The sequence below is a fragment of the Pseudomonas sp. SD17-1 genome (genome assembly GCF_029201585.1).
Classification (GTDB): Bacteria; Pseudomonadota; Gammaproteobacteria; order Pseudomonadales; family Pseudomonadaceae; genus Aquipseudomonas; species Aquipseudomonas palmensis.
Genome location: NZ_CP104044.1, coordinates 976,591 through 1,001,265 on the forward strand (window position 1 = coordinate 976,591; position 24,675 = coordinate 1,001,265).

Annotated in this window: 20 protein-coding genes; 10 read left to right on the forward strand and 10 right to left on the reverse strand. The window is 66.5% G+C overall.

All coding sequences use genetic code 11. The annotated features are described in order from the left end of the window. Positions 1-2: 2 nt before the first annotated feature. Entirely contained in the window at positions 3-1,319 is a 1,317-nt protein-coding gene (locus tag N0B28_RS04360; RefSeq protein WP_043864376.1) for a PAS domain-containing methyl-accepting chemotaxis protein, read from the forward strand. A gap of 51 nt (positions 1,320-1,370) precedes the next feature. On the opposite strand, the gene cysZ is transcribed toward N0B28_RS04360, so the two are convergent. Then, positions 1,371-2,099 (reverse strand): sulfate transporter CysZ, encoded by a 729-nt coding sequence (cysZ, locus tag N0B28_RS04365; RefSeq protein ID WP_054916276.1) that lies wholly within the window; start codon positions 2,097-2,099, stop codon positions 1,371-1,373. 336 nt (positions 2,100-2,435) lie between these two features. On the opposite strand from cysZ, the gene trxB reads away from it, so the two are divergent. Then, positions 2,436-3,398, forward strand: coding sequence for a thioredoxin-disulfide reductase (trxB, locus tag N0B28_RS04370; protein WP_043864378.1), 963 nt, complete (start codon positions 2,436-2,438; stop codon positions 3,396-3,398). A gap of 97 nt (positions 3,399-3,495) precedes the next feature. Here the strand turns inward: trxB and nadC are convergent, their stop codons facing one another. Continuing rightward, positions 3,496-4,344 carry a carboxylating nicotinate-nucleotide diphosphorylase gene (nadC, locus tag N0B28_RS04375; RefSeq protein ID WP_043864379.1) on the reverse strand — a complete coding sequence of 283 codons (849 nt, stop codon included), beginning with the start codon at positions 4,342-4,344 and terminating at the stop codon, positions 3,496-3,498. 249 nt (positions 4,345-4,593) lie between these two features. Between nadC and N0B28_RS04380 the strand changes: the two genes are divergently transcribed. From N0B28_RS04380 to N0B28_RS04395, 4 genes are all read left to right on the forward strand, one after another. Beyond that, a complete protein-coding gene (locus N0B28_RS04380; RefSeq protein ID WP_275730551.1) occupies positions 4,594-6,768 on the forward strand; it encodes a DUF1631 domain-containing protein in 2,175 nt (724 codons plus the stop codon). A gap of 79 nt (positions 6,769-6,847) precedes the next feature. Beyond that, positions 6,848-7,408: a 1,6-anhydro-N-acetylmuramyl-L-alanine amidase AmpD gene (gene ampD, locus N0B28_RS04385; RefSeq protein ID WP_043864381.1), complete on the forward strand. Its 561-nt coding sequence runs from the start codon at positions 6,848-6,850 to the stop codon at positions 7,406-7,408. Next, complete coding sequence (gene ampE, locus N0B28_RS04390; RefSeq protein WP_275730554.1) at positions 7,405-8,238, forward strand: regulatory signaling modulator protein AmpE; 834 nt, start codon at positions 7,405-7,407, stop codon at positions 8,236-8,238. The genes ampD and ampE overlap by 4 nt, the downstream gene beginning before the upstream one ends. Before the next feature lie 180 nt (positions 8,239-8,418). Further along, entirely contained in the window at positions 8,419-10,437 is a 2,019-nt protein-coding gene (locus N0B28_RS04395) for a methyl-accepting chemotaxis protein (RefSeq protein WP_275730556.1), read from the forward strand. Positions 10,438-10,478: 41 nt separating this feature from the next. On the opposite strand, the gene N0B28_RS04400 is transcribed toward N0B28_RS04395, so the two are convergent. Both N0B28_RS04400 and cra read right to left on the reverse strand, forming a co-directional pair. Beyond that, a complete protein-coding gene (locus N0B28_RS04400) occupies positions 10,479-11,255 on the reverse strand; it encodes a TatD family hydrolase (protein ID WP_054916281.1) in 777 nt (258 codons plus the stop codon). A 2-nt stretch (positions 11,256-11,257) separates the two neighbouring features. After that, the gene (gene cra / locus N0B28_RS04405) at positions 11,258-12,253 is read right to left on the reverse strand and encodes a catabolite repressor/activator (RefSeq protein WP_275730560.1); all 996 of its coding nucleotides are present in this window, start codon (positions 12,251-12,253) and stop codon (positions 11,258-11,260) included. A gap of 284 nt (positions 12,254-12,537) precedes the next feature. Between cra and ptsP the strand changes: the two genes are divergently transcribed. From ptsP to N0B28_RS04420, 3 genes are read left to right on the forward strand one after another with little or no spacing between them, the layout of a single operon-like run. Next, a complete protein-coding gene (gene ptsP, locus N0B28_RS04410; RefSeq protein ID WP_100632995.1) occupies positions 12,538-15,396 on the forward strand; it encodes a phosphoenolpyruvate--protein phosphotransferase in 2,859 nt (952 codons plus the stop codon). Further along, positions 15,396-16,352, forward strand: coding sequence for a 1-phosphofructokinase (pfkB, locus tag N0B28_RS04415; RefSeq protein WP_104572937.1), 957 nt, complete (start codon positions 15,396-15,398; stop codon positions 16,350-16,352). Before ptsP ends, pfkB begins: the two co-directional genes overlap by 1 nt. Further along, entirely contained in the window at positions 16,349-18,088 is a 1,740-nt protein-coding gene (locus tag N0B28_RS04420) for a PTS fructose-like transporter subunit IIB (protein ID WP_275730565.1), read from the forward strand. Before pfkB ends, N0B28_RS04420 begins: the two co-directional genes overlap by 4 nt. Here the strand turns inward: N0B28_RS04420 and N0B28_RS04425 are convergent, their stop codons facing one another. Further along, entirely contained in the window at positions 18,089-18,319 is a 231-nt protein-coding gene (locus N0B28_RS04425; RefSeq protein ID WP_043864478.1) for a DUF3820 family protein, read from the reverse strand. Positions 18,320-18,523: 204 nt separating this feature from the next. Between N0B28_RS04425 and N0B28_RS04430 the strand changes: the two genes are divergently transcribed. Continuing rightward, entirely contained in the window at positions 18,524-19,000 is a 477-nt protein-coding gene (locus tag N0B28_RS04430) for a PA2169 family four-helix-bundle protein (RefSeq protein ID WP_078479907.1), read from the forward strand. On the opposite strand, the gene N0B28_RS04435 is transcribed toward N0B28_RS04430, so the two are convergent. The 5 genes from N0B28_RS04435 to N0B28_RS04455 form a co-directional block, all read right to left on the reverse strand. Further along, on the reverse strand, positions 18,997-20,499 hold the full coding sequence (locus N0B28_RS04435) for a sensor domain-containing diguanylate cyclase (RefSeq protein ID WP_054916286.1): 1,503 nt from the start codon (positions 20,497-20,499) through the stop codon (positions 18,997-18,999). The genes N0B28_RS04430 and N0B28_RS04435 overlap by 4 nt on opposite strands. Before the next feature lie 176 nt (positions 20,500-20,675). Continuing rightward, positions 20,676-21,950 carry an OprD family porin gene (locus N0B28_RS04440; protein WP_231390716.1) on the reverse strand — a complete coding sequence of 425 codons (1,275 nt, stop codon included), beginning with the start codon at positions 21,948-21,950 and terminating at the stop codon, positions 20,676-20,678. Between the two features lie 255 nt (positions 21,951-22,205). Then, complete coding sequence (locus tag N0B28_RS04445; RefSeq protein ID WP_043864392.1) at positions 22,206-22,427, reverse strand: hypothetical protein; 222 nt, start codon at positions 22,425-22,427, stop codon at positions 22,206-22,208. Positions 22,428-22,634: 207 nt separating this feature from the next. After that, complete coding sequence (locus N0B28_RS04450) at positions 22,635-24,017, reverse strand: heavy metal sensor histidine kinase (protein ID WP_043864393.1); 1,383 nt, start codon at positions 24,015-24,017, stop codon at positions 22,635-22,637. Next, on the reverse strand, positions 23,992-24,666 hold the full coding sequence (locus N0B28_RS04455; RefSeq protein ID WP_043864394.1) for a heavy metal response regulator transcription factor: 675 nt from the start codon (positions 24,664-24,666) through the stop codon (positions 23,992-23,994). Before N0B28_RS04455 ends, N0B28_RS04450 begins: the two co-directional genes overlap by 26 nt. Positions 24,667-24,675 lie beyond the last annotated feature (9 nt).

Here is a 24,675-nt window from a genome sequence, read left to right on the forward strand (position 1 = left end):
TGATGTTCAACAGCAAACTGAAACAAGAAAATGCCAGGCTGCGCGAAGAGCTGATGACCATGGAGCAGGTCAAGTGCAGCCTGGACAGCGAGATGCTGGTGCTGCAACTGGACCCCCAGGGCCGCATCGAAGCGGTCAACGGCAACTTCGAGAAAGAGATGCGCTACAGCAGCCAGCAGCTGCTGGGCCGCAACATCGAAGAGATCGTGCCGGCGCATGTGAAGCCGCTGGATTTCTACCAGCGCATGAAACAGGCGATCAACCGCGGCGAGCACCTCAACGGCGCGTTTCGCCTGCTGCGCGGCAACGGCGAGGAAGCCTGGCTGCGCTCGATCCTGCAGCCGGTCAAGGGCAGTGACGGGCGCCTGCGCTACTTCACCCTGCACTCCAGCGACCTGACCCGCACCATCGAGACGTCACGCGAGCACGAGAGCCTGATCAAGGCCCTGATGCGCTCCACGGCAGTGATCGAGTTCAACCTCAATGGCGAGGTGCTGGCTGCCAACGACCGCTTCCTCAAGACCATGGGCTATTCCCTGGAGCAGGTGCGCGGCAAGCACCACCGCATGTTCTGCGAGCCGGAAGAGTACAACTCGGCGCATTACCAGCAGTTCTGGGAAAAACTGCGCCGTGGCGAGTTCGTGGCCGAGCGCTTCAAGCGCATCGATGCCCATGGCCGCGTGGTCTGGCTGGAGGCGTCGTACAACCCGATCATCGACGCCCATGACGTGCTGTACAAGGTGGTCAAGTTCGCCACCGTGATCACCGACCAGGTCAACCAGGAAGCGGCGGTGGCCCACGCCGCCGACATCGCCTACACCACGTCCCTGGACACCGACTCCAGTGCACGTCGCGCCACCGAGGTGGTGACTCAGACGGTCGAGGTCATGCGTGGCCTGGAGACGTACATGCAGCAGGCCGCCGACGGCATCGAGGCGCTGGACAAGCAGTCCCAGGTGATCGGTTCGATCATCAAGACCATCAGCGACATTGCCGGGCAGACCAACCTGCTGGCGCTCAATGCGGCCATCGAAGCCGCGCGTGCCGGCGAGCAGGGCCGGGGTTTTGCGGTGGTGGCCGACGAGGTGCGGCAACTGGCCTCGCGCACCAGCACCGCCACCGAGGAAATCGCCCGGGTGGTGCAGCAGAACGCCCAGTTGGCCAAGGCGGCGGTCGACATCATCGACAACAGCAAGCGCCAGGCCGAAGAGGGCCTGTCGCTGGCCGGGCAGACCGGTACGGTGATCGTCGAGATTCAGGACGGGGCGCAGAAGGTGGTGGACGCGGTCGGCCAGTTCTCCAACCAGCTGGCGCCCTGACGGCGCGGTGGCGGCGGCCTTGCACCGTCGCCACCGTCGCCCCGGCAACCGTCAGCCGCGTTCGCGTACCCAGAACAGCGTGGCACCGGCGATGGCGGCAGGCATCATCACGATGTTCACGAACGGGATCAGCAGCACCAGGTACACCGAGCCGCCAAAGCCCAGGCTCTGCCAGCGCTTGGCACGCAGCCAGGCGAGCATGTCCTGCCAGCTCATCTTGTTGTTGTCTGCCGGGTAGTCGATGTACTGGATGGCCATCATCCAGACACCGAACAGCAGCCACAGCGGTGCGGCCACGATGTTGACCACCGGGATCCACGACAGGATGAACAGCGCCAGGGCGCGCGGCACGAAGTAGCCCAGCTTGCGCAGTTCGCGGCTCAGGGTGCGCGGCACCATGGCCGCCAGTTCGCCCCAGCTGAAGGCCGGGAACGGGTCGGTGCCACGTACCACCACCTCGACCTTTTCGGCCAGAAAACCGTTGAACGGTGCCGCGATGATGTTGGCCAGCATGGTGAAGGTGAAGAACACCATCAGCACCACCAGCACCACGAACAGCGGCCACAGCACATAGTTGAGAAAGCTCAGCCAGCCCGGCAGGGTCGGGATCAGCGAGTCCACCCACAGGCTGAACTGGTGACCGGCAAAATAGATCAGGCCCACGAACAGCAGCAGGTTGACCGCCAGCGGCAGCAGTACGAACAGGCGCAGGCCCGGGCTCAGGACCAGTTTCAGGCCCTCGCGCAGGTATTGGGGGCCAGACAGGACAGGGGCTTGCATAAAAGGCTCCGAGCGGTGGTAAACGCGCCGACCTTACCGAGTTTGACGCCTGGGCGAAAGCGCGGCGAAATGCGCGCAACCCCCGGTAACAAAACCCTGTCGATCATTTAATAGGCAAAGCGGCCGGTGCTCGGCAGGTGAATAGAGGTCGTCTATAAGGTGGATTGTCTAAGGATATTTCCTTAATCTCTGCCTCCTCGTTACAGTCGCACCAATTTCACGGTTTCCAGAACCTGCGGCCAAAAGCCTTCCCCAAGTGCTTCGCGGGTTCTTTTTTATTCCAGCCGGTGCCCCCGGCGTCATGTGGCTGGCTCGCCAGCTCGACAGGAGCGTTTCATGTCTGAAGTTCGTCATTCGCGAGTGATCATTCTCGGTTCCGGCCCTGCCGGTTACAGCGCCGCCGTGTACGCGGCCCGTGCCAACCTCAAGCCGCTGCTGATCACCGGCATGCAGGCTGGCGGCCAGCTGACCACCACCACCGAAGTCGACAACTGGCCGGGCGATGCACATGGCCTGACCGGCCCTGCGCTGATGCAGCGCATGCAGGAGCATGCCGAGCGTTTCGAGACCGAAGTGGTATTCGACCACATCAACGCCGTGGACCTGGCCAACAAGCCGTTCACCCTCAAGGGCGACAGCGCCACTTACACCTGCGACGCACTGATCATCGCCACCGGCGCCAGCGCGCGCTACCTGGGCCTGCCGTCGGAAGAGGCGTTCATGGGCAAGGGCGTTTCGGCCTGCGCGACCTGTGACGGGTTCTTCTACCGCAACAAGCCGGTGGCCGTGGTCGGTGGTGGCAACACTGCCGTCGAGGAAGCCCTGTACCTGGCCAACATCGCCAGCAAGGTGACCCTGGTGCACCGCCGCGAGACCTTCCGCGCCGAGAAGATCCTGATCGACAAGCTGCACGCCCGCGTGGCCGAAGGCAAGATCGAGCTCAAGCTCAACGCCACCCTGGACGAAGTGCTGGGCGACAACATGGGTGTGACCGGTGCGCGCCTGAAGAACAACGACGGCAGCTTCGATGAAGTGAAGGTCGACGGCGTGTTCATCGCCATCGGTCACACCCCCAACACCTCGCTGTTCGAAGGCCAGCTGGCGCTCAAGGATGGCTACATGGTGGTCAACGGCGGGCGTGACGGCAATGCCACCGCCACCAGCATCGAGGGCGTATTCGCCGCCGGCGACGTGGCCGACCACGTGTATCGCCAGGCAATCACCTCGGCCGGTGCCGGCTGCATGGCGGCACTGGATGTCGAGCGTTACCTGGACGGCCTGCAGAACGCTTCGTTCTGAGGACTGTTGGGGCTGCTTCGCAGCCCTTCGCGGGTCAAGCCCGCTCCCACAGGGATCACTGCTGTCCTTGTGGGAGCGGGCTTGACCCGCGATGCTTTCAAAGGCTCAGGCGCATCGACAGGTCCACTGCCTTCACATCCTTGGTCATTGCCCCGATCGAGATGTAGTCCACCCCCGTCTCGGCAATTGCGCGCAACGTGCTTTCGCTGATCCCGCCGCTGGCTTCCAGCTTGGCCTTGCCGGCATTGAGGCGCACCGCCTCGCGCATTTCGTCCAGGTTCAGCTCGTCGAGCATGACGATGTCGGCCCCGGCCTCCAGCGCCTGCTGCAGTTCATCCAGGCTCTCCACCTCGATTTCCACCGGTTTGCCCGGCGCAATGCGGCGCGCCGCAGCGATCGCTTCGGCAATCCCGCCGCTGGCGGCAATGTGGTTTTCCTTGATCAGAAACGCGTCGTACAGGCCGATGCGATGATTGTGGCAGCCGCCGCAGGTCACTGCGTACTTCTGCGCCAGGCGCAGGCCCGGCAGGGTCTTGCGCGTATCCAGCAGCTTGACCTGGGTATCGGTCACCAGGTCTGCCAGGTGCCGCGCATGGGTGGCCACCCCCGACAGCAGCTGCAAAAAGTTCAGCGCGCTGCGCTCGCCGGTCAGCAGCGAGCGGGCCGGCCCTTCCAGGTGGAACAGTGCCTGATTGGCCGTGGCCCGGTCGCCGTCCTTGACCTGCCAGTGCACCGCCACCCGCGGGTCGAGCTGACGAAACACCGCGTCCACCCAGGCCGTGCCGCTGATCACGCAGTCGTCGCGGGTAATGATGGTGGCCTTGGCCAGGCGCTCGGCAGGAATCAGCTGGGCGGTGATGTCGCCGTTGCCGACATCCTCGAGCAACGCACGGCGCACGTTGGCTTCGATTTCGGCGGTCAGGTCGGCGAGGCGTAGATTCGGCATGGTGGGCTCCACAAGCTAGGTGGCCGCGATTATAGGGCAGCCCGGGGCGGGCGTGCAGCAATCCGCCTTTGGTCGCAGCAAATGAGCATTTGCGCCCCATGGCGGTCTATCCACAGGCTGGCCGAAACGTACTGCACAGTTCGCTGGCAGGCCGCGCGTTTTTGCCAGATAATGCGCGCCTTGTAATTGGCGTCATGACTTTGACAGCCATTCAATCCACTTCGTAGCCAACCCAGCAAGGAGACCGGGATGCCCAATGACGGGAAGGTGGTGCCGTTCAAGGCGGCCACCGATCAGGCGTCACGCACGCCGTTCGCTCGTCTGCCGGTCATCCTGCTGCAAGTGCGCGACAAGGCAGCGCAGCACCTGCGCCAGGCGCTGCAGGGGCTGTTCGACAACGCCGACGACACGCTCTTCGAAATGGCCGACACGGCCGCCGACAACCATGACCGCAGCCTGTTCTTCGAAGCGATGCGCGACCTTCGCCTCAAGCGCAAGAGCATCGAGCGTGCCTTCCTCGACCTGTTCTATGACGCCTTCATCGATATTGCCGGCAACGACCCGACCGCGCCGTTGGCGCGCCGTGGCTACGACAGGCAGGCGCTGATGGCCGACGATGCGCGTGAGCGGGCCCAGGCCGTGGAGACGATGGTGGCCCGCGTGGCCACGCGTGACGGCTTCGCCCTCGGCCAACTGACCCTGCGCATGAACAGCCTGATCAGCCAGCGCCTGGACGATCGCGCCAACCCGCTGGGGCCGGCGCTGCTGTGCGAGTACTTTCTGCAGGCCGGGCGCAGCCTGGGCGTGGGCATCAAGGTCAAGCTGATACTGCTCAAGCTGTTCGAGCGTTACGTGCTGTGCGACGTCGGCCAGTTGTACGGCGAAGCCAACCAGCTGTTGAGCGCCACCGGGATCCTGCCCGACCTCAAGAGCGCGCCGGGCTGGCGCACCCCGGCGGCCGAACCGGCGCACCCGGCCGGCGATCCGGAGGTCAAGCCAGCCCCGCTGATGGCCGATGCCGGGGCGCAGGCTGCCTTCGCCTCGCTGCAGGTGCTGTTGTCCCCGGTGCGCGGTCGGGTGGCCCCGCGCCTGGAGCCCTATGACCGGGTGCAGCCGATCAGCAGGCAGGATCTGCTGCGCCTGCTCTCGCACCTGCAGCAGTTCGTGCCGGCAGCGGGGGAGGTGCAGGACTTCGACCTGCGCCACCAGCTGGAGCAGCTGCTGACCCGGGCCAGCGTGCAAAGTGGCAAGTACCGCAGGGTCGAGGTGATCGATGAGGATGTGATCAACCTGATCGCCATGCTCTTCGACTTCATCCTCGGCGATCGCAACCTGCCGCATTCGCTGCGCCAGTTGATCGCACGCCTGCAGATCCCGATGCTCAAGGTGGCGCTGCTCGACAAGAGCTTCTTCAGCCGCGCCACCCACCCGGCGCGCCGTCTGCTCGACGAGATTGCCGCAGTGGCGATGGGCTGGGGCGCGCGTGATGACGTGCAGCGCGACGAGCTGTACCTGCGGGTCGAGGCCATCGTGCAGCGCCTGCTCACCGATTTTGCCGACGACCCGCAGATCTTCGCCGAGCTGCTGGCCGAGTTCCTTGCTTTCAGTGCCGATGAGCGCCGCCGTACCGAGTTGCTCGAACAGCGCACCCGCGATGCCGAAGAGGGCCGGGCACGCACCGTGCTGGCGCGCCAGCAGGTTGAAAGCGAACTCAACCTGCGCCTGCTCGGCAAGTGCCTGCCGCAAGGCGTGGTACGGGTGATCGAGCAGGCCTGGAGCCAGGTGCTGCTGCTGGCCTGCCTCAAGCATGGGCGGGGTTCGACCCAGTGGCAGGACGCGCTGGCCAACATGGACCTGTTGCTCTGGAGCGTCGAGTCACACACAGGCGACGACCGTGCACGGCTGCTGGAGCAGGTGCCGGGCCTGCTCAAGGCCCTGCGCGAGGGGTTGACCCGGGTTGCCTACGACCCCTTTGCCACCAGCGAGTTCTTCGCCCAGCTCGAAGCGCTGCACCTGCAGGCTGTGGAAGGGGCAGGGCACCCTGGCCAGGCGCGTATCGAGCGGGTGCTGGTGCGTGATCGCATCGTGCTGCTGGGGCCGGAGTCGGTGGCGGCGGGCGGGCTGTGCTCCAGCCTGCCCGACGACGACCCGGCGCTGCACCAGGTGCGCGACCTGCGCCCGGGGGCCTGGATCGAGCTGCGCGACGAGGATGACGAGCCGGTGCGCGGCAAGCTGATCGCGATCATCGACAGCACCCACACCTATGTGTTCGTCGACCGTACCGGGCGCAAGCTGCGCGAATGGTCGCAGCAGGGGCTTGCCGCGGCGTTGAGCCAGGGCCAGGTACGCCTGCTCGATGCCACCCAGCTGTTCGAACGTGCACTGGGTTCGGTGGTCAGCCAACTGCGCCAGCGTCAACCCTGAGCGCCCGCACTTTTTAACGATACAACCTTCGATTCCTCGGGGCATACTGCGCCAGAGCCCTCATGCTTCAGGATCTTCTATGCAACTTGACCACGCTACTGGCTGGGTCGCTGGCGTCACCCATTGCCCTTCCCCCAACTTCAACGCGCGCCCCGAGGGCGAAGCCATCAGCCTGCTGGTGATCCACAACATCAGCCTGCCGCCCGGGCAGTTCGGCACCGGCAAGGTGCAGGCGTTCTTCCAGAACCGCCTGCCCATCGCCGAGCATGCGTTTTTCGAGCAGATCAAGGACCTGCGTGTATCGGCGCACTTTCTGATCGAGCGTGACGGCAGGGTTACCCAGTTCGTCTCGTGCCTGGACCGGGCCTGGCATGCCGGGGTATCGCGCTTCGAGGGCCGCGAGGGCTGCAACGACTTTTCCGTGGGCATCGAACTCGAAGGCACCGATCAGACGCCGTTCACAGACGCCCAGTACACTGCCCTGCAACACTTGACCCTGCAACTGCAGGCTGCCTGGCCCATCGCGGGGCGAATCCGCGGCCACAGCGACATTGCGCCGGGGCGCAAGACCGACCCGGGGCCGGCGTTCGACTGGGAACGCTATCGCGCCAGCCTGCACGTCAACGAGGACAGATCATGAGTTTTCTGGTGTTACTGCTGGTGCTGTGGGTCGAGAAGTTCTCGGCGCTGCGCCAGCGCCTGCAACGCGACGGCTTTTTTCTCACCGAACTGGCCCGCCTGGAGCGCAGGCCCAAGGCCGACCCCTGGTGGGTGCTGGGCATTCTGGTGCTGTTGCCAGTAGTGGTACTGGCGCTGCTGCTGCACGTGCTCGACCCGGTCGCCTATGGCCTGCTGGCCCTGCCGGTGCACCTGCTGGTGCTGATCTACAGCCTGGGCCGGGGCGATGTGAAGGCGGCGCTGGGGCCGTTTCGCGATGCCTGGCGACGCGGCGATGAACAGGCGGCCGTGCACGTGGCCGAGCGCGACCTGGGGGTGACGGCCGACGACAGCCAGGGCCTGATCCAGAAGGTGCAGGGGCACCTGCTGTGGCAGGCTTACCAGAGCTTCTTTGCGGTGATCTTCTGGTATGTGCTGCTGGGCCCGGCTGCAGCGCTGGCTTACCGGCTGCTGGCGCTGACGGGCGAGCGGGCCGGCAACCCGGCGGTACAGGAACGCGCCCGGCAGTTGCGCCACGCCTTCGACTGGGCGCCGGTGCGGGTACTGGCCGCCAGTTTTGCACTGGTGGGCAACTTTGTGGCGGTCAGCCGCATGATGCTGCACGAACTGCTCAACTGGCACATCGGCGCGCCGCGCCTGGTGGAGCAGGCGGGCACGGCAGCGGCGGAGATTTCCGCCGACGTCGAGGCCGGCCCGCAAGGCCTGACCGGGCTCGACAGCCTGTGGGAACTGCTGCTGCGTGCCGCAGTGCTCTGGTACGCGGGCTTTGCCCTGTGGACCGTGCTCGGCTGACTCACAACGTGTAAACGGGCTGCCGCAACGGCGGCTCGTTCCTACAGGCCGCCGCGACTGGTGGTTAACCTTAAGTTACAAAACTTCCCTTCGATATGCGCTATACAGAGGCTGCTGACGATCGCCAGTGGCCTAGTGCTATTGCGCAGAAAACAATAAGAAATCGAAAGGAGACGACCCTTGAAGCGCCTCTTGTATCCGGCAATCGCATTGATGAACCGGCTGAGCTTCGGCATGAAGTTCAGCCTGATCAGCGTGCTGTTCTTTCTGCCCATGCTGGTCACCAATTTCTATCTGGTGCGCGACGCCTATGCCAAGTTCCACGCCACCCGTGTGGAGCTGCACAGCCTCGGCCTGCTGAGCGAGACTCTGGCCGTGCGCGGTGATCTGGAGAGCCTGGGCAACCTGGTGCAGATCAACGCGGTGCTGGGGCAGTCCGGCAAGGCCGACGACCTGGAGGCGCGCATCGATGCGCTGGAACAGCAGGTGGCAAAGCGCGTGGCCGCGCTGGCCCCGATGACCGAGGACCCGGCCCAGGTGCAGGCCTTCACCGCCCGGCGCGACGAGTTGCTGGCAGGGCTCGAGGCGGCGCGGGCCGACTCCTCGTTGCAGACCCGTGCAGCCCTGTACGACGCCCTGCTGGCGCAGGCGCAACTGCTTGGCAAGCTGGTGGTCAGCCAGTCGGGCCTTGGCCAGGACAGCGATGCCGGCGTGCGCCAGATGGGCGAGCTGCTGACCACGGTCACCGCCCAGGTCACCCAGACCCTGGGTGAAGGCCGGGCAATCGGGGCTTACTCGCTGGGCCAGGGGTTTCTCAACTCATCGGCCAGTACCCGTTTCGAAGAACTGCTCAAAAGCCTCGACAAGCTGTCGGCCGACTACGCCATTCGCCTGCAGGACGCCCTGGGCGACGAGCCGCGGCTGGCCAGCCAGGCCGCCAGCAGCCAGGCGTCGCTCAAGCAGGCCAGCGAGCTGCTCGAAGACCAGGTGGTGATGGCCGATACCCTCGATGCGCCGTGGCCGGCGTTCTACCAGCAGGTCAGCGGCCTGATCGAGCAGACCTACCTGCTCAATGGCGCCACCCTGCAGGTACTCGAACAGCAGTTGCAGGCGCGCCTGGGCGACTACCGCCAGCACATGGTGCTGCTGGTGCTGGCCCTGGCGGCAGTGTTCATGCTGATCGGCTACCTGTATGGCGGCTTCTATGCCTCCACCCGCAGCACCCTGCGTACCCTGGGCAAGGTGATGGACAAGGTGGCCGGGGGCGACATGACGGTGACCTTCCAGGCCCGCAGTCGCGACGAGCTGGGCGAGCTGGGCGAGGTGTTCAACACCACGGTGCGGCGCATCCATGACCTGATCGAGCGGGTCGGGCAGACGGTGGCCGAGGTGGAACACCAGGCCGAGCAGGTGCATGCGGTATCGGCGCGCAGCAACCAGGCGGTGAGCGGCCAGCGCGGGCAGATCGAGCAGGTGGCCACGGCCATGAACCAGATGTCGGCCACTGCCCAGGAAGTGGCGCGCAGCGCTGCGGCAGCCGTGAACAGCGCCCACGGGGTCAACCGCGAGACGGTCAGCGGGCGCGAGCTGGTGGAGTCGCAGCAGGGCAGCATTGCCGGGCTGGCGGCCGAAATCGACCAGTCGGTGGGGGTGATCAACCAGCTGGTCAGCGACAGCCAGCAGATCAGCCAGGTGCTGGAGGTGATCAAGAGCATCGCCGGGCAGACCAACCTGCTGGCGCTCAACGCCGCCATCGAGGCGGCGCGGGCCGGGGAGCAGGGGCGTGGCTTCGCGGTGGTGGCCGACGAGGTACGCACGCTGGCCAAGCGCACGCAGCAGTCGACCGAGGAAATCGACCAGATGATCTCACGCCTGCAGGGCGGGGTGGAGGCGGCGGTGCGGGCGATGGACAGCAGTCACCAGATGGCGGCGGGCACCGTGGGGCAGTCGCAGCAGGTGCAGCAGGCGCTGGTCAACATTCTGGGGGCGATGGGCAGCATCGTGGAGCAGAACCAGCAGATTGCGGCGGCGGTGGAGCAGCAGACGGCGGTGGCGCATGACATCGACCTGAACATCGTGCAGATCAACCGCGCGGCCGAGCACACCACCGAGGGCGCGCACCAGACCGAAGATGCGAGCCGGCAGCTGTCGGCGCAGGTGATGGAGTTGAAGCAGTTGATCGGGGCGTTCAGGGTCTGAGCGAGGGCTGGGCCCTTCGCCGGCAAGGCGCAGGGCCGGTATTACCAGCCAAACAGCTCGCAGGCATTGCGCGTGCTGGCTTCGGCCAGCACCTGGGGCGCAACCCCCATCACCTCAGCCAGTGCCACGGCAATCTGCGGCAGGTGCACAGGGCTGTTGCGCACCCCGGCGTACATCGCCGGGGCCATGTCCGGCGAGTCGGTCTCCAGCACCACGCCGTCCAGCCCCAGGCGCGGCAGCACCTTGCGCAGGCGCAGCGCCTGGGGCCAGGTGGCCGCCCCGCCCAGCCCCAGCCTGAACCCGAGGCGGCGGTACTCGCGGGCCTCCTCGTAGCTGCCGGCAAACGCATGCACGATGCCGCCACGCGCCAGCTTGAAGCGCTTGAGCCGGGCGATCACGTCGGCATGGCTGCGCCGTACATGCAGCAGCGCCGGCAGGTCGAAGTCCACCGCCAGCTGCAACTGGGCCTCGAACAGCGCCTGCTGGCGCTCGCGGTCCAGCTCGGCCACGTAGTAGTCCAGGCCGAACTCGCCCACCGCGCACAGCTGCCGGTCGCCACGCAGGCGGCTCAGCCAGTCGCCCAGCGCCAGCAGGTGTTCCGGGCGATGCTGTTCCAGGTACACCGGGTGCAGGCCGAACGCCGCATACAGCTGCGGATCGCTCTTGACCAGCTCCCATACCCGCTGCCAGTTGTCCTGGTACACCCCCAGCACCACCATGCGCTCGACCCCGGCGCGGCGCGCCTGCCCCAGCACTTCGCTGCGGTCGGCATCGAAGTCGGGGAAGTCCAGGTGGGTGTGGGTGTCTACCAGGCGCATGGTCAGGCCTTGAAGAGGCGTTGCTTGAAGGTGCGCGCCACTGCGTGCACACCCGGCGTGTAGTGCTGCTTCTCCACCGCCTCCAGCGCCAGGCGCAGGGCGGTTTCGGCCATCAGGCCGTGCTGCTGGGCCATGGCGTTGACCGGCAGGGGCAGGAAGTCCAGCAACTGGTTGTCACCGAAGGTGCCCAGGTGCAGGCTGCGCGATGCTGGCGGGCGGGTCTGCAGCACATCGAACACGCCTTGCAGCAGTACATAGGAGGTGGTCACCAGTGCGTCGGGCAGGCGCCCCAGGTCGGCCAGCAGCTCGCTCATCAGGCGGCGCCCGCACTCGCGGCTGAAGGCTTCGCCCTGGTGCTGGCTGGCCCGTCCGTCGAAGCCTTGCAGGGCCTGGTCGAAACCACGTGCGCGAGCGCGGCTGACGCTCAGCTCCGGGCGTGCGCCAATCAGTGCGATATGCGCCGGGGCGCTTTCGAGCAGGCTGCGGGTCAGGTGCAGGCAGGCATGCTCGTCGTCGCTGACCACCGAGCAGAACTGCGCCGGGTCCAGGCTGCGGTCGATGCCGATGATCGGCAGGCCGTTGGCCTGCAGCGTGCGGTAGCTGTCGTCGTCTTCGGGCAGGCAGCTGGCGACGAACAGAGCGTCGCAGCGCCGTGCGCGAAACAGCTGCTGCAACTGGCGCTCGCTGTCGGACTGGTCGTCGCTGCTGGCGATCAGCAACTGGTAGCCCTGGGCCCTTGCGCCTTGTTCCAGTTGCTTGGCGATGCGCGCATAGCTGGGGTTTTCCAGGTCTGGCAGGATGAAGCCAAGGGTGCGCGTGTGACGGCTGCGCAGCCCTGCCGCTTGCGGGTTGGGCGTGAAGCCATGGGCCTCGACCACCGCACGCACACGCTCTACCGTGCTGCTGCTGATGCGTTGCTGTTCGGCCTTGCCATTGATGACATAACTGGCAGTGGTAACGGACACACCGGCCAGACGGGCGATATCGCTGAGTTTCACCGAATTTTCCTTGTTATTACCGGGGTTGGCTGCAGAGCCTGACCGGGTATTGTCGCCGATTGCGAAGCATCGGCGCAGACGACCATTGTCGCAATTGTCCGACAAAATGGGGCTTTCATTGTTCGCAGGTTATCGAGTAACGTGCACGCTATTCTAGGTTAAACGATTCAGCAGGCGATTTTTCTGCCGTGGCCTTCGCCTGCGCCCGGCCCTGCGAAGTGTCGGGTGCTGCTAAATTCACAACAATACCTCGGCGCCGGCCCGGCGCTGCAAAGGAGAGGTTCATGCTCGAGCTCACCATAGAGCAGATTTCCATGGGCCAGTCGGCCGTGGACAAGACCGCCGCGCTGCAGCTGCTGGCCGAGCGCCTGGTGGCCGACGGGCTGGTGGCCGAGGGCTACCTGGCCGGGCTGCAGGCGCGTGAAGCGCAGGGCTCGACCTTTCTCGGCCAGGGCATCGCCATCCCCCACGGTACCCCGCAGACCCGCGAGCTGGTGCATGCCACCGGCGTGCGCCTGTTGCAGTTCCCCGAGGGCGTGGACTGGGGCGACGGGCAGATCGTGTACCTGGCCATCGGCATCGCCGCGCGCTCCGACGAGCACCTGCGCCTGCTGCAATTGCTCACCCGCGCGCTGGGCGAGACCGACCTGGCCCAGGCGCTGCGCCGGGCCGGCAGCGCCGAGGCGTTGCTCAAACTGCTGCAGGGGGCGCCGCAGGAGCTGGCACTGGATGCACAGATGATCGGCTTGGGTGTGCCCGCCGAGGATTTCGAAGAGCTGGTATGGCGTGGCGCCCGCCTGCTGCGCCGCGCCGATTGCGCCGGCAATGGCTTTGCCGCCGTGCTGCAGCAGGTCGAGGCGCTGCCCCTGGGCGATGGCCTGTGGTGGCTGCACAGCGAGCAGACCGTGCGCAAGCCGGGCCTGGCGTTCGTCACCCCGCAGCAGCCGCTGCGCTACCTGGGCCAGCCGCTCAACGGCCTGTTCTGCCTGGCCAGCCTGGGCGCGGCGCACCAGGCCCTGCTCGAACGCCTGTGTACCCTGCTGATCGAAGGTCGGGCGCAGGAGCTGTTTCGCGCTACCAGCAGCCGTGCGGTGCTGGAGGTGCTGGGCGGCGAGCTGCCGGCCGACTGGCCCAGCGTTCGCGTCGGCCTGGCCAATGCCCACGGCCTGCATGCGCGCCCGGCCAAGGAGCTGGCGCAACTTGCCAAGGCCTTCGAGGGCGAGGTGCGCGTGCGCGTGGTCGACAGCGGCGAGGCCGCCGTGTCGGTCAAGAGCCTGAGCAAGTTGTTGAGCCTGGGCGCACGCCGTGGCCAGGTACTGGAGTTCATCGCCGAGCCGAGCGTGGCCGACAGCGCGCTGCCGGCGTTGCTGGCGGCGGTGCAGGCCGGCCTGGGCGAAGCGGTCGAGGCGCTGGCACCGGTGAGCGAGGTAGCGGCGCCCCAGGTGCTCGAGCCGGTGCTGAGCGCGCCGCTGCCGGGCACGCAGGTCCAGGGCGTAGCCGCATCGCCGGGCATCGCCTGCGGCCCGGCGCATGTGCAGGTGCTGCGCCATTTCGACTACCCGCTGCGGGGCGAGTCGCCGGTGATCGAGCGCGACCGCCTGCAACGTGCCCTGGCCGCGGTGGCCAGTGAGCTCGAAGCGCTGATCCGGCGCAGCCCGGCCAAGGCCATCCGCGAGATCTTCGTCACTCACCAGGAAATGCTCAGCGACCCGGGGCTGGGCGATGAAGTCGAGCTGCGCCTGCTCCAGGGCGAAAGCGCCCCAGCGGCCTGGATGACCGTGATCGAGGCCGCAGCGCGGCAGCAGGAGGCCTTGCACGACGCCCTGCTGGCCGAACGCGCCGCCGACCTGCGCGACGTGGGCCGCCGTGTGCTGGCCACCCTGTGCGGGGCCGCCGAGGTGGCGGAGCCGCAACAGCCCTATGTGCTGGTGATGGACGAAGTCGGCCCGTCCGATGTGGCGCGCCTCGATCCGGCGCGGGTGGCCGGGATTCTCACCGCACGCGGTGGCGCCACCGCGCACAGCGCGATCGTGGCGCGGGCATTGGGCATCCCGGCGGTGGTGGGGGCCGGCGCGGCGGTGCTGCTGATCGCCGCCGGCACCGAGCTGTTGCTGGACGGCCAGCGTGGGCGCCTGACCGTGGCCCCGGCGGCGGACGAGCTGCAGCGCGCCCTGGCCGAGCGCGAGCAGCGCGAACAGCGCCTGCAGGCGGCCCGGGCGCGTCGCCTGGAACCTGCCGTGACCCGCGACGGGCATGCCGTGGAAGTGTTCGCCAACATCGGTGAAAGCGCGGGTATCGAACAGGTGATCGACCTGGGCGCGGAAGGCATCGGCCTGCTGCGCACCGAGCTGATCTTCATGGCCCATCCACAGGTGCCCGACGAGGCCACCCAGGAAGCCGAGTACCGCCGTGTGCTCGACGGCCTGCAGGGCCGGCCGCTGGTGGTGCGCACCCTGGATGTGGGCGGCGACAAGCCGTTGCCCTACTGGCCCATCGCCAAGGAGGAAAACCCGTTTCTGGGGGTACGCGGCATTCGCCTGACCCTGCAACGGCCGCAGGTCATGGAAAGCCAGTTGCGCGCCCTGTTGCGCGCGGCGGGCGAGCGACCGCTGCGCATCATGTTCCCGATGGTCGGGCAGGTGGAGGAGTGGCGCCAGGCCCGAGCAATGGTCGAGCGCCTGCGCCAGGAGATACCGGTCGGCGACCTGCAGGTGGGCATCATGATCGAGGTGCCTTCGGCCGCGCTGCTGGCACCGGTGCTGGCGCCGGAGGTGGACTTCTTCAGTGTCGGCACCAACGACCTGACCCAGTACACCCTGGCCATCGACCGCGGCCACCCGAGCCTGTCGGCCCAGGCCGATGGCCTGCACCCGGCGGTGCTGCAGCTTATCGACATCACCGTGCGCGCCGCGCATGCCCACGGCAAGTGGGTGGGCATCTGCGGGGAACTGGCCGCCGACCCTCAGGCGGTGGCGGTGCTGGTGGGGCTGGGCGTGGATGAACTGAGCGTGGCGGCGCGCAGCATTGCCGAGGTCAAGGCGGTGGTGCGCGAACTGAATTTTGAACAGGCCCGGCAACTGGCGCGTGATGCGCTGGTGCAGGGCAGTGCCGCCGATGTGCGCGCACGGGTGGAGATGCATTGATGGCACGGATACTCACACTGACCCTCAACCCGGCGCTGGACCTTACCGTCAGCCTCGCCACCCTGCAGCCCGGCGCGGTCAACCGCAGCCACGCGCAGCACAGCCACGCGGCGGGCAAGGGCCTGAACGTGGCGCAGGTGCTGGCCGACCTGGGGCATTCGGTGACGGTGGGCGGCTTCCTGGGCCAGGACAACCTGCAGCCCTTCGAGGCCCTGATGGCCCGTCGCGGCTTTGCCGATTGCTTCGTGCGGGTGCCCGGCGAAACCCGCAGCAACCTCAAGCTGGTGGAGGGCGATGGCCGGGTCACCGATATCAACGGCGTGGGCCCGCAGGTCGACGAACACGCCCAGGGCGAGCTGCTGGCGCGCCTGCAGCACCTGGCCAGCGGGCATGACGCGGTGGTGGTGGCCGGCAGCCTGCCGCCGGGTGTGAGCCCGCAGTGGCTGCAGATGCTGCTGGCGTGGTTCAAGTCGCTGGGCCTGAAGGTGATCCTGGACAGCAGTGGTGCGGCCTTGATCGCCGGGCTCAAGAGCGCACCGTGGCTGGTCAAGCCCAATACCGACGAACTGGCCGAAGCGCTGGGCCGCCCGCTGCACAGCATTGCCGAGCAGCAGGCCGCTGCCCGCCAGTTGATCGACCAGGGCGTCGAGCATGTGGTGGTGTCCCAGGGCGAGCAGGGGGTGATCTGGTTCCGGCGCGACGGCGCCCTGCAGGCGCTGCCGCCCCAGGTGGTGGTGGCCAGCACGGTGGGCGCGGGCGATTCGTTGCTGGCCGGCATGCTGCACGGCCTGCTCAATGCCGAGCCTGCCGCGCAGACCTTGCGCCGCGCCACCGCGATTGCCGCCCAGGCCGTGACCCAGATCGGCTTCGGCATCGGCGACCGCGTGCAACTGGCGCAGCTCGAAGATGCCGTCCGGGTGCAGATTCCCCACGCTCGACAAGAGGGTGAACAATGAAGATCGCCATCGTCACCGCCTGCCCCAACGGCCAGGTGTCCAGCCTGCTCAGCGCTCGCCTGCTGGATGCGGCCGCGCAGCGCCAGGGCTGGAGCACCAGTGTCGAGGTGCACGACCCCGACCATCCCGAGCGCCAGCTTTCGCCGGCAGTGATCGCCGCCGCCGACTGGGTGCTGGTGATCAGCACCGGCCCGTTAGACCTGCAGCGCTTTGCCGGCAAGCGCCTGTTCCAGAGCACCCCGGCCCAGGCCCTGCAGGATGTGGAGAGCTTTCTGCGCCTGGCCGCCGAACAGGCCCAGGTGCACCACCCCGAAGCCGTGGCGCCTGCGCCGGCCGCAGCGGGGGCGGTGAAGAAGATCGTTGCGGTCACTGCCTGCCCCACCGGGGTGGCGCACACCTTCATGGCCGCCGAAGCCTTGCAGCAGGCGGCGCGGCAACTGGGTTATCAACTGGCCGTCGAAACCCAGGGCTCGGTGGGGGCACGCACCCCGCTGAGCGCCGCGGCCATCGCCGAAGCCGACGTGGTACTGCTGGCCGCCGATATCGAAGTGCCCACCGAGCGCTTCGCCGGCAAGCGCATCTACCGCTGTGGCACCGGCGTGGCCCTCAAGCAGGCCCAGGCCACCTTGAACAAGGCGCTGGCCGAAGGTCGCGAAGAGCGTGCCGCCGGCAGCGCCGGCGCCGCACCTGCACGCAGTGAAAGGGCTGGGGTGTACAAGCACCTGCTGACCGGGGTGTCGTTCATGTTGCCGATGGTGGTGGCAGGCGGGTTGCTGATCGCCCTGGCATACATGTTCGGGCTCGATGCCTACAAGGAGCCGGGCACCCTGGCCGCCGCCCTGCGCCAGATCGGCGAAGACGCCGCATTCAAGCTGATGGTGCCGCTGCTGGCCGGCTACATCGCCTATTCGATTGCCGACCGCCCGGGCCTGGCGCCGGGCATGATCGGCGGGCTGCTCGCCAGTTCGCTGGGCGCCGGCTTCATCGGCGGCATCGTCGCAGGCTTCGTGGCCGGCTACGCGGCCAAGGCGATCAGCCACTGGGTCCGCCTGCCCAGCAGCCTGGAGAGTCTCAAGCCGATCCTGATCATCCCGCTGCTGGCCAGCCTGTTCACCGGCCTGGTGATGATCTACGTGGTGGGCAAGCCGGTGGCCGGCATGCTCGACGGCCTGACGCATTTTCTCGACAGCATGGGCACTGCCAACGCGGTGCTGCTGGGCATACTGCTCGGCGCCATGATGTGCGTGGACCTGGGCGGGCCGGTGAACAAGGCCGCCTATGCCTTCTCGGTGGGCCTGCTGGCCAACCAGAGCATGGCGCCGATGGCTGCGACCATGGCCGCCGGCATGGTGCCGCCGATCGGCCTGGGCATCGCCACCTTCCTGGCGCGACGCAAGTTCGCCCAGAGCGAGCGCGAGGCCGGCAAGGCGGCGCTGGTGCTGGGCATGTGCTTCATTTCGGAGGGGGCGATCCCGTTCGCGGCCAAGGACCCGCTGCGGGTGATCCCCGCCAGCGTGGTCGGCGGCGCACTGGCCGGCGCGCTGTCGATGTATTTCGGTTGCAAGCTGATGTCACCCCACGGCGGGCTGTTCGTGATGCTGATTCCGAACGCGATCAACCACGCCCTGCTGTACCTGCTGGCCATCGCCGCCGGCAGCCTGCTGACCGCTGTGGTGTACGCGGTGCTCAAGCGCAGGGACGTGGCCGAGCTGGCACTGGAGCCGGCCAAGGTCTGATCAGGGGCGTGGGCGCGGGTGCTTCTTACGCAGCGGTTCGAGCAGGTCGGCCAGGCCGTTGTGGTCGACCTCGTGCATCAGCGCCAGCAGCCCGCCCAGTTCGCCCTTGGGAAAGCCCTGGCGGGCGAACCAGTTGAGGTAGTGGCCGGGCAGGTCGGCGATCAGCCGGCCCTGGTACTTGCCATAGGGCATTTCGCGGGTGACCAGCAGTTCGAGTGTCTCGGGAGTCATGGGCTCGGCGCAGCAGTGCAGGAAAGGCCCCGACAATACATGCAATCTGCACGAGACCAAAGGTCCGTTCATGCAAAACGCTGCTTGGGGAAGGTTCAAAATTTTTATAAGTCGTTGATTTTAAAAGATTTAATTTTTACAGAAAAGCTGGCATGAACACTGCTCCTGTACTACGCAACCACCCTCATGCAAAGGAGCACTGTCATGACCAACGTGAACAAAGACGTTATTTCGGTTCTGAACAACCTCATCGAGTACAGCAAGGATGGCGAGAAGGGCTTCAAGACTTCTGCCGAGGATGCCAAGAACCCGGACCTGAAGGCGTTCTTCCTGCAGCGTGAAGGCGAATGCCGTAGCGCCGCCGCAGATCTTCAGCAGCACGTGCGTTCCCTGGGCGGCGACCCGGAAACCACCACCAGCCTCAGCGGTGACATGCACCGCGCCTGGGTCAACCTCAAGTCTTCGCTGACCAGCAACGACGACAAGGCGGTGCTGGAAGAAGTGGAGCGCGGTGAAGACCACGCCCTCAAAGCCTACAAGGATGCCCTGGAAAAACTGGCCAAGCTGAATGTACCGGCAGGTGACCCGGCATATGCCCTGGTCGAGCGCCAGTACCATGGCGTGCAGCGCAACCATGACCAGGTCAAGGTGCTGCGCGACGCGGCCCGCGCACGTTCCTAACCGGCGTACACCTCTACCCGGTTGCGCCCGTTGCGCTTGGCGCAATACAGCGCATCGTCCGCACAGCCCAGCAAGGTCGAAAGATCCTGCTGGGCTTCTGGCGTCTGCAGGCCCACGCCAATGCTGACGGTCACCGGGTGCTGGTCGTCGCCGAACGGCGGCAGTGCCTCGACGCTGCTGCGGATACGTTCGGCCAGGGTCAGCACGCCGTTGAGGTCGGTCTCGGGCACGATGACCAGAAACTCCTCCCCGCCATATCGCGCAGCCAGGTCCGCCGGGCGGCGGATGCTGTGCGCGATCGTCGTCGCCACCTGGCGTAGCGCTTCGTCCCCGCCCTGGTGACCGTGGCGTTCATTGAACGCCTTGAAGTGGTCCACATCCACCATCAGTACCGCCAGCGGCCGCTGGCTGCGCTGGGCACGTGCCCATTCGCGGCGCAGTACCTGGTCGAGCTGACGACGGTTGGCCAGCCCCGTGAGGCTGTCGGTGGCTGCCAGTTCGGCCAGGCCCTGCTCGGCGCTGTGGCGCCTGCGCAATTCGCGCCCCAGCAGCAACGACAGCCAGAGGATGCCGATGCACAACAGGCCGGTAGCGATACTGACCACCAGTGCGGTACGCCGCCACGAGCCATAGACCTCGTCGGTGGACAAGGCCACCACCACCAGCAGCGGCAGGTCGTCCACCCGTGAAAAGGTGTACAGGCGATGCTTGCCGTCCAGGCTCGAACGCGCGGTGAAGCTGCCGTTGCCCTGGGCCATTGCGCGCTTGAAGTTGGGTTGCTCGGACAGGTCGGCGCCGATCAGCGGGTCGCTGGGCAGCGAAGGGTGGCGGGCGAGCATCACGCCGTCGCTGTTGAACAGGTTGACGCTGCTGTCGCGGCCGATGTCCAGGCGCTGGAACAGCTCGCTGAAGTAGGCCAGGCGCAGGGCGCCTGACGCGATACCGGCGAAGGCCCCATCGGCATCGTTGATGCGCCGGCTGAAACTGATGCACCAGTCCAGCTCGCCCAGGCGTGCCTTGAATGGCGGGCTGATGACCAGGCCCAGGCCGGGGTTGTCGCGATGGGCCTGGAACACCCTGCTGTCGGCAAAGTTGGCGCTGCGTGGCACCACGCTGGTGGAGTCGGCCGCCACGTTGCCGTTGCGGTCCAGCCACAGGATGTCGCCGCGTAACGGCACGGTGAAGGCCTGGTTGAACAGCAGTTGCTGGCGCAGCGGCGCGGCCACGCTGGCCAGCTCAGGGCGCTGGATGGCCCAGATCAGTCCGTGCAGCGACAGGTCGTAGAGCTCGACGTTGCGCACGATGTCGGTGTCGATCAACTGCACGATATTACTGGCCGAGCGTGCGGCCGCCTGGCCCACGTTGGCTTTTTCGCGTACCAGCAGGAAGGTCACGATGGTGATGATGGCCAGAACCGCCAGGCAACTGCCCAGGTTAAGGATCAACTCCGGATGAGTCCCGTACAGGGTCGGGCGCTGGGGCGGAAGGCGCGAAGGCATGATGGAGGTGATTCGTACCGCTGTCGTTGAAAGGGCAGGTGCGAGGCGGCGGTATTCTAGGCGGGTGCAGATTGTCGGACAAGCTGTTGCTGGTGCCGATTGATGTACGGCATCTTGGGGCTATTTGCAGGAAAAGAGCCTGCATCCTGCAAGCTCTTTGGCGCATGGCGGTAGGATCAGAAGACGTTGAGCGGGTATTCGACGATCACGCGGTATTCGTCCACATCGTTGTCGACCTGGGCGTAGCCCTGGCTGCCACGGTGCGAGGCCCAGCGCAGCAGCACGCTGAGGTCCTTGAGGGAGCCTTGCTGGAACACGTAGGCCAGGTCCATGTCGCGTTCCCAGTGGCGCGCATTGTCGCCGTCGGCGCTGTACCAGTTGCTGTAGCCGGCGCTGGCCGGGTCGACCTTGCTCAGGTCCAGCTTGCCGCGCGAGTACGACACGGCGGTGGTCAGGCCGGGCATGCCGACGCCGGCGAAGTCATAGGCGTACTTGAGTTTCCACGAACGCTCGCCAGGCCCGTTGAAGTCCGAGTACATCTGCGAGTTGTCCAGGTACACGCTGTCGCCCAGGGTGATGTAGTCGAACGGCGTGTTGCCGTTGACCCGCTGGTACACCGCAGTGACGGTGTGGTTACCCACGCCGAGCGCCAGGTGCAGGCTGTAGGTGTTGTTGTCGATGCTGCCCAGCAGCGCATCGCCGGTGTCCTGGGTGTGGTAGTAGTGCAGGCCGGGGTTGAGGCTGACGCCGTCGGCGAGCTGCCAGGTGTAGTCCAGGTCCAGGTAGTACTGGTTCCACACGTCCTTGAGTTCGGCGGCGTACAGGCTGCTGGTAAAACCTTCGACCGGTGCCCAGGCTGCGCCGGCCCAGTTCAGGTGACGGCTTTCGCGGTCATCTGGCAGGTTGCCGTAGGTAGCGCCGATGCGTTTGTGGCCGCTCTGGTTGTAGAGCTTGGTGAAGCTGGCCTGGCCGCCTTCCAGTTGCAGCCCGTCGATGCTGTTGTTGGTCAGGCTGACGCCGCGGAAGGTCTGCGGCAGCATGCGCGTCTCGCCACCGGCGATCACCGGGTTGGTCAGGAACAGGTCGCCGGCACGCAGTACGGTGTCGAAGGCCTTGAGCTTGATGGCAGCGCCGGCATTGGAGAACGAATCCGGGGCCTTGCCCAGTTCGCCATCGTCCTTGTAGTGGTAGGGCAGGATGCTCGAACCCGCCGTACCGCCACCGCCGTCCAGCTTGAGGCCGAGCATGGCATGGGCATCCAGACCAAAGCCCACGGTGCCCTGGGTGAACCCGGACTCGAACTTGCCGATGAAGCCCTGGCCCCATTCCCGGTTGTCGTGGTTGCCGCGCTGCAGCTGGTTGCGGTTGAGGTAGTAGTTGCGGCTGAGCACGTCGAGGTGCGCACCTTCGACGAAGCCTTCGGCCTCGTCGGCCTGGGCGTGCAGGGGCATCGTTGCAGCCAGCGCAACGAACAGCGGGGTCAAGCGAAACGCGTGGATCACCGGTGTGGACTCCTTGAGGTGAGGGATGCAGCTTTTTATTGTGCGAAGCGGTGTTTTCTTGTGAGGACACATCTCTGGCCGTAGAAGCTTTTGTCCAGGCCAAAAAAAAGCCGCTGATAGCAGCGGCTTTGAAAGACGGCCACGCAGGCGAACACGTCGCCAGCGCAGCAGTCGAGGGAATAGGAGAGAGGCAGAGGCAGCGTATCAGCTGTCTTTGTCGGCACTCGCAGAACCTTTGGACGCGGTCTGCTCCAGGTTTTTGGCGTGGTCCTGCTGCTGGGCGAGGGCTTCGCGGCCTTGCTGCGCGGCAGCGGCGCGGGCGGCGTACTGCGCCACGAAAGCAGGGGACTCCTCGGCCATGGCCAGGGGCGAGAGCAATACGGACGACAGGACGAAAATACTGGCAATACCCATACTGTTGGACATTTGAAGCTACCTTCTTGCATAGCAAGCTATCTATTTGGTGTGGGTACGATAGTCCTCGGTGGGGGGTTGAAACAGAGGGGATTGGGCAATGCACTGTTGCATTTCGGGCAACAGTCGAGCGCAGCGTTTGGCCCATCGCGGGTCAAGCTCGCTCCCACAGGGTGTTCGCTGGCCCTTGTGGGAGCGGGCTGACCCGCGATGGGGGCTTCAGGCCGGCAACAGAATCCCGAAGGTATTGGCCCCCGCCTGGCTGCGCGCAAACACGCTGCCGCCATGCATCAGCGCAATCGCCTTGACGATCGCCAGCCCCAGCCCATGGTTGCCCACGGCGCTGTTGCTGCGCGCGGCATCCACCCGGTAGAAGCGCTCGAACAGGCGAGGCAGGTGCACGGCCTCGATGGCCGGGCCCGGGTTGCTCACGGCAATGCATACCTGCTCGCCCTGACGCTCGATATGCACCTGGATCACCTGCTGGCGGGCCGTGTGCTGCACCGCATTGTTGAGCAGGTTGATCAGCGCCCGGCGCAACTGCGCCTTCTCGATGCGCGCCCGTGCATCGCCGCTGACCTGCACCCGTACCTGGGCGTCCTCGAGGATGTAGTCCAGGTAGTCCAGGGTGGTCGCCACTTCCTCGGCCAGCGAGCTGCTGGTCAGCGCGGTGGCCTTGTTGCCCTGGTCGGCACTGGCCAGGAACAGCATGTCGTTGACGATGCTGCGCAGCCGCTCCAGTTCCTCCAGGTTCGACTGCAGTACCTCGAAGTAATGTTCGGCGCTGCGACCGCGGGTCAGCGCCACCTGGGTCTGGCCGATCAGGTTGGTCAGGGGCGAGCGCAGCTCATGGGCCACGTCGGCATTGAACCCCTCCAGGCGTGAATAGGCCTGCTCGACCCGCTCCAGGGTGGCATTGAAGGTGCCGGCGAACTGTTGCAGCTCTGGCGGCAGGTCGGCCGCATACAGGCGTGCGCTCAGGTGCGGTGGCGCCAGTTGCTGGGCCTCGGCCGAGAGCGCCCGCAGCGGGCGCAGGCCGATGCGCGCGGCCCAGTAGCCCAGGGCCGAGGCCAGCAGCACGCCGATCACCGCCAGGCTGATCAATGCCCCCAGCAGGGTGTGCTGGGTGTGCCAGAAGGTTTCGGTATCGATGCCGAGCAGAAAGCGAAGGGCAGGGCGCCGGTCCAGCGCCGGCAGCTCGCTCACCAGCACCTTGTACGGGTACGGCCGGCCCTCCAGCTGCAGGTCGCGCATGCCCAGCGGGCCGGCGGCAAAGTCGCGTATCGCGGCGTCGGGCTGGCCGTACTCGTAGTGCGCGTCGCCACTCACCACCCAGAAGCGGATACGCCGGTCTTCCTCGCCCAGCAGGTTGAGCTTGTTGGTGATCTTGGCCCAGTGCTCCCGGGTGCCATAGCGGGTCAGCGCCGATTCCAGCACGCTGTAGCGGGCGTCCAGCTCGGCCTCCGGCAGCAGGTCGAGGCTGCGGTCGACCTGTTTGTACAGGGCACCGCCGATCAGCAGGAACACGCCCAGCGCCACCAGGCTGAACAGCAGGCTCAGGCGCAGGGCGATGGAGTTAGTGCGCACGGCTTTCCAGTACATAGCCCATGCCTCGGATGGTGTGCAGCAGCTTGGTCTCGAACGGGCCGTCGAGCTTGGCGCGCAGGCGCTTGATGGCGACCTCCACCACGTTGGCGTCGCTGTCGAAGTTGATGTCCCACACCAGCTCGGCAATCGCGGTCTTGGACAGGATCTCGCCCTGGCGCCGCGCCAGCACGCTGAGCAGCGAGAACTCCTTGGCGGTCAGTTCCAGGCGCTGGCCGGCGCGGCTGGCCTTGCGGCTGATCAGGTCCACCCACAGGTCCGCGACCTGGATCTGCACCGGCTCGTGCCCGCCGCTGCGGCGGGTCAGCGCCTGCAGGCGCGCCACCAGTTCGAGGAACGAGAACGGCTTGCCCAGGTAGTCGTCGGCGCCTTCGCGCAGGCCGCGGATGCGGTCTTCGACGCGCTCGCGGGCGGTGAGCATGATCACCGGGGTCTGCTTGCGTGCACGCAGGGCGCGCAGTACGCCGTAGCCATCCAGGCCCGGCAGCATCACGTCGAGCACGATCACCGAGTAGTCGCCCTCGAGGGCCAGGTGCAGGCCCTCGATGCCGTCCGGGGCGAGGTCCACGGTAAAGCCTTGTTCGGTGAGGCCGCGATGCAGGTAGTCGGCGGTCTTCTGTTCGTCTTCGATAATCAGCACGCGCATGGTCGGCTC